At 48.1% G+C, this 4,801-nt stretch carries 4 protein-coding genes; 1 reads left to right on the top strand and 3 read right to left on the bottom strand.

Translation table 11 applies throughout. From position 1 onward, the window contains the following. Window positions 1–30: 30 nt before the first annotated feature. The gene (locus B7Y67_RS11010) at window positions 31–2,418 is read left to right on the top strand and encodes a UvrD-helicase domain-containing protein (RefSeq protein ID WP_293598684.1); all 2,388 of its coding nucleotides are present in this window, start codon (window positions 31–33) and stop codon (window positions 2,416–2,418) included. Between the two features lie 32 nt (window positions 2,419–2,450). On the opposite strand, the gene B7Y67_RS11005 is transcribed toward B7Y67_RS11010, so the two are convergent. From B7Y67_RS11005 to B7Y67_RS10995, 3 genes are read right to left on the bottom strand one after another with little or no spacing between them, the layout of a single operon-like run. Next, entirely contained in the window at window positions 2,451–3,233 is a 783-nt protein-coding gene (locus B7Y67_RS11005) for a BPSS1780 family membrane protein (protein ID WP_293598683.1), read from the bottom strand. Next, entirely contained in the window at window positions 3,230–4,207 is a 978-nt protein-coding gene (locus B7Y67_RS11000; protein ID WP_293598682.1) for a homoserine kinase, read from the bottom strand. The genes B7Y67_RS11005 and B7Y67_RS11000 overlap by 4 nt, the downstream gene beginning before the upstream one ends. A 41-nt stretch (window positions 4,208–4,248) precedes the next feature. Next, complete coding sequence (locus B7Y67_RS10995; RefSeq protein WP_293598681.1) at window positions 4,249–4,656, bottom strand: hypothetical protein; 408 nt, start codon at window positions 4,654–4,656, stop codon at window positions 4,249–4,251. Window positions 4,657–4,801: the final 145 nt, after the last annotated feature.

Genomic DNA, 4,801 nt, shown 5'->3' with positions numbered 1-4,801 from the left:
TGGCATAAGAGGCAAATTATAATTGGGGCGATGTACTCAGACTTGCTCGCAAACCTTAATCCAGAACAACGCGAGGCAGTGACCCTCCCGCCTGTCAATCCAAATGGCCAGGCTCAGTCAGCCCTGATTTTGGCTGGCGCCGGCAGTGGAAAAACCCGCGTCCTCACGACCCGTATAGCTTGGTTGATCCAAACAGACCAGGTTTCGCCTATTGGTGTCCTAGCGGTGACCTTCACCAATAAGGCCGCTAAAGAGATGATGTTGCGCTTAAGCGCGATGTTGCCCATTAATACCCGCGGCATGTGGATTGGCACTTTCCATGGTCTTTGCAACCGTTTACTGCGTGCGCATCACAAAGAGGCGGGTTTACCGTCCACTTTTCAGATTTTGGACACCCAGGATCAGTTATCCGCCATTAAGCGCCTTTTGAAGGGCCTAAAGGTCGATGATGAGAAATACCCCCCTAAGCAGTTGCAATATTTCATTGCGCACGCCAAAGAGCGTGGTCAGCGTGCCAAAGAGTTATCTGTTGGCGATGACTTTCAAGCCAAGATGGCGCAGTTGTACGAAGCCTACGATGAGCAGTGCCAGCGTGAAGGGGTAGTTGACTTTGCTGAACTCTTATTACGCAGTTATGAATTGCTTAAGCACAATGAAGCGATTCGGACGCATTACCAAGAGCGCTTCCGCCATATCTTGATTGATGAGTTCCAGGATACCAATGCCTTGCAGTACGCCTGGATCAAATTGCTCTCTGGCCATGACGCTAGTCGCGTCAATGTTAGCGGTATGGGAAGTAGTGCAGTCTTTGCAGTGGGCGATGACGATCAAAGTATTTACGCTTTCCGCGGTGCAGACGTTGAGAACATGCGTCTTTATGAAAAGCAATATCACCCGATGATGGTCAAGCTTGAGCAAAACTACCGCTCACATGGCCACATCTTAGATACAGCCAACTATCTTATTTCTAACAATACAGATCGTCTAGGGAAAAACCTGCGCACCGATGCTGGTCATGGCGAGCCAGTCCGCATCTATGACGCACCAAGCGATTATGCTGAAGCCGCTTGGCTCGTAGATGAAATCAAAGCCTTGGTAAATAGTGGCATTAAACGTACTGAAATTGCCTTGCTCTACAGAAGCAATGCGCAGTCACGCATCATCGAGCATGCCTTGTTCTCTGCGGCGATTCCGTATCGCGTGTACGGTGGACTACGATTTTTCGAGCGGGCCGAGATTAAACACGCCTTGGCTTATCTCCGTCTTTTGGAGAATCCGAATGACGATACCTCTTTCTCTCGTGTAGTGAATTTCCCGACGCGTGGTATTGGTGCGAGATCCATTGAAGCCGTGCAAGATGCAGCACGTGCTCAGAATAGTTCTTTGTATTTGGCGGCGTCAACATTGGATGGTAAGGCAGGCGCTGCTTTAGGTGGCTTTGTGCGCTTAGTGGATCACATGCGCGAGGCTACTCGTCACAACACATTACCTGAGACAGTCGAGTTTGTGATTCAGAACAGTGGCTTGATTCAGCACTACCTGTCTGAACGTGAAGGCCAAGATCGCGTAGAAAACTTACAGGAATTAATTAATGCCGCAACCGCATTTATTGCGGAAGAGGGTTATGGCCAAGATGCCACTGCTGCCACACTACCAGGTGAAAATGCGCCTGGCGTAGTTGACGTATCGCCATTGGCAGCTTTTCTCTCTCACGCTTCATTGGAGGCTGGTGATAACCAAGCCCAAGCGGGCCAAGATGCCGTTCAGCTGATGACAGTGCACTCTGCCAAAGGCTTGGAGTTCACCTCCGTGTTTATTACTGGTTTAGAAGAGGGTTTATTTCCTCATGAGAACAGCATTAATGAGCAGAATGGTTTGGAGGAAGAGCGTCGCTTGATGTATGTCGCGATTACCCGCGCCAAGGAGCGCCTCTATCTTTCTCATACGCAGTCACGGATGTTGCACGGTCAAGTGCGCTACAACATGCCATCTCGTTTCTTAGAAGAGTTGCCATCGGATTCATTGAAGTGGCTCACCCCAAAAGTAAAAGATGCCCGTTGGGGTGGCACTACTGGTGGAAATGGTGGTCGCGCAGGATCAACTTGGCAAGATGGCTATACGCGTCAGCGCGAGTTTGGATCAAATGATTTCTTTGACAGTGGTAATGAGCGTGAGAGACCTGCAAGACAAATTGGGCGAGTAGGTTCAGCATCTACTTCCGTAACCAGAATGGCTTCACCACCACGCGGGAACTACCCATTTACGATTGGACAAAACGTTTTCCACACCAAGTTTGGTGAAGGGCGTGTGACTGGTTTAGAGGGCAATGATGCCGATGCGCGCGCTCAAGTGAACTTCAAGCGCCATGGTGTGAAATGGTTGCAGCTCAGTATTGCTAAGCTTGCTGCAATAGATTGAGCAAGTAACCAAGAAGGAGGCAAAGAAATCAATTATGCAATCAAGCTTGCTGATTCTTTTTCAGCAAAGCAGGCTTTCCAAGTGGCAAAGAAAGAGCAATGCATTACAGTGAGTCCCGCCATCGAAATAGGGGCGATGATGAAGGATGCAGCTTGACCTAAATCAAGCGCATCAAAGATGAAGCCAATCGTTAAAGGGATGGCGATTAGGATCGCACCCCAAATAGCGATATACAAAAAGAATGCACCACGATTTGCCCAGCAAGCAATAGCACTAGAGAATAGCGCCTTTGCTACTGGCATATCAGCCCAAGCAACGAGTACAGGTGAGAACCACATCAGCATTGCTACTGGGACATACAGCAAGCCACCAAAAAAGAGAATGAGATAGATCTGACGAATGGCTTCAGGAGTGATGGGTTTGTCGTTCGTCATCAGCGGGATGAGCAATTCAAAATCCACCAGTAAGCTCAAGATAAAACTCAGGGCCAGAATGAGTGCTGCATAGACTAAGCCCAGCTGCAGAATGCGCTTACGTACGATGGGTGTTGACTGAAGCGCAGCTAAATAAACTGATGGACGAATACGCTCTTTCTGAATTGCTTGACGACAGGCGGTCATGAAGCCAACCGATAAAGTGGGTGTGAGTAATAAAACGGCAAAAATGCCAATAACGGGTACGAGTACGGCTAGCTGGGCCACAAACACATACATGAATACCAACATCAAAAACCCTAAGGGATTTTGTTTGAATAGCCAAATGCCTTGACGAATCCAGGTGTAACCCTCTTTTGGGGCGACGGAGTTGAGTTTCATATTGCTTTGCGGCTTAAGAGAATGTTTTCAAAATGACGGGGGTCATGTGGGGTCAGCATTTGCGCATCACGCGGCAGGTAAAAATCCCACAAGCGAGAAATCCAGAACCTTAACGCTGCAGCGCGAATCATGAGGGGCCAGCTTGCTTGCTCTTCAGATGTAAGTGGTCGAACAGATTGATATGCATCCATCAGCGCTTTGAAGCGAGCGGGATCTAAATCCTGTTTGTTGTCAGCAAGACACCAATCATTTGCGGTGACTGCTAAATCAAATAACCACTTATCGGTACCAGCGAAATAAAAGTCAAAGAAGCCGCCAAGTTGATCTTGAGAAGTATCGTTTGCACCCTGAGGGTCGAACAGCACATTATCTCTAAAGAGGTCGCAATGGCTTGCCCCTTGCGGCAGTGATGCATAGGCCGCAGAGGTAAAGAATTGTTCTTGAGTGGCAAGCTCAGTTGTGAGTAATTCTTTTTGTGCATCGCTCAGGTGCGATAACACTTGTGGAACTGTTTTCTGCCACCAAGAAAGACTGCGAAGATTTTCTTGAGTCTGCTTGAAGTCACTGCCAGCCAAGTGCATCTTTGCTAAATTTTCGCCAACTAGGGCGCAATGCTTTGCTTCAGGAGCGAGTCTGGAAAGGCCCGGAAGCTTGCTGACAATGGCTGTCGGCTTGCCTTTGAGGGTAAATAAAATTTGCCCCTGTTTGTTCTCAAGCGGCTTGGGTACTGCGGTGCCTTTATTGGCCAGGTGACGCATCAACTCTAAGTAGTAGGGAAGTTGCTCTGCTGATAGTCTTTCAAAAATAGTCAGAACATATTCTTGTTTCTTGCCATCCTTCTCGGTGTCGAGAAAGAAATTGGAGTTCTCGATGCCACCATGAATGCCGCGAATATCAACCGCTTGTCCAATATCAAAATCGGCCGCAATCCAATTGGAGATATCACTCAGCTCAACGGGTGTGAAGACTGCCATAACTAAAAATGAAGGGCGTGAGTAATAAAGGTAATCAGTGATTAAAAAGGAATACTGATGCTAGGAACGCTAATAAGATCAGTTTCTTTTGGTGCGCCAGGCATGACTGTAGCTGGGGGCGCCATTTCGTAGCTGGTATACCGTGTCTTTACATCCACCTGAGTGGGTGCATTGGTATCTTTGTATTCGGTGATTTCAGTGCCGGTGGCTTCCTTATGCTGGAAACTAGGTTTACGACCTTCAGGCGCATTGGTCGCTTGAGATGCGCTGACTGCTGGTGCTAATGGCTGGTTATTAATGCGCTGTAGCTCGGATGGGCTCAGTGCCTGAGAATTATTCTGGGCGTGGGCTGAATGCAGGCCAAAAGAGGCAAAAGCCACTAAAAAGCTTGCTAGAACAAGGGTTTGGCTCACAGAAGAGTGGAGTAAGTTAATTAGAGCGTGCATCATTTTTCACCTTTTTAGGCCTCTTTTCAGGAGGATTTGAACCTGATCTGTAGGCAGTTAGCAACTAGATTGTACGATTGCGGTATGACTAAACATAGACTCTTGTTGGTAGACGGTTCTAGCTACCTCTATCGCGCCTTTCATGCCA

It is taken from the genome of Polynucleobacter sp. 35-46-11 (genome assembly GCF_002281105.1).
This window is presented reverse-complemented; position numbering and strand designations above follow the sequence as displayed.